This window comes from Bartonella sp. AA2SXKL, from assembly GCF_042197205.1.
GTDB lineage: Bacteria > Pseudomonadota > Alphaproteobacteria > Rhizobiales > Rhizobiaceae > Bartonella.
In genome coordinates this window covers 1-766 of record NZ_JBHIRN010000116.1, presented here as the reverse complement: position 1 = coordinate 766, position 766 = coordinate 1, and the positions used below count along the sequence as shown (strand labels likewise).

1 protein-coding gene is annotated in these 766 nt (G+C 38.3%); it reads left to right on the top strand.

The window, feature by feature from the left end; genetic code table 11:
• Positions 1-373: 373 nt before the first annotated feature.
• A partial coding sequence (locus ACFINS_RS10145; protein ID WP_375706195.1) for an antA/AntB antirepressor family protein occupies positions 374-766 on the top strand: 393 nt, incomplete at its 3' end.

Genomic DNA, 766 nt, shown 5'->3' with positions numbered 1-766 from the left:
CCCCACTAACGCATGTGATGAAGGCGAAGGCGTAATCCATATGGATGAGGAAGATAGATAAATCAAATTAGCAAAAATGTAAAAAATCTCGAAAGCCGCTTGACAATGTAGCGACAATATGAATAATCGAATCAGGTGCCTCAAAAACACCTTGACGATAAGCGGGTGGATTGCCGAAACAGTCTTTTTTCCGCAGATTAAAAGCTTTGACTCATTATATGCGTATAGCATATAAATGGCTTGTCGGGTGTAGCTATGCCATAAAATACCCTTAATGGGAAAAGCATAGCGACGGGCTTGTGGCCGTGTTTGTTAGCACCCGGCACTCTTTTCGAGTGTCATTAACAAACATCTAACCCACAAGGAGTTTACAATGACTCTCATTAAAATATCAGAACAAGCAATTGGACAAGAGATTGTTCAAACAGTCAATGCACGCGAATTGCATGCATTTTTAGAGATAAAAGCCCGCTTTAATGACTGGATTAAAAATCGCATTAAAGAATGTAAGTTTTTGGAAAACATAAACTTTATAACGCTTTCTAAAAATTTAGAAACCGGTGGAAAGGTAAAAGAATCCCACATTACCTTAGACATGGCTAAACACCTTTCCATGATCGAACGTAATGATAAAGGACATGAAGCTCGTCAATATTTTAATTTTTTGTTTGACAACATGTCAGTATTATGTCTATTGTCGAATCAGGTGCCTAAGAAACACCTTGAATACACAGCGGATAGATTGCCGAAACAATCTCTTTTCCGC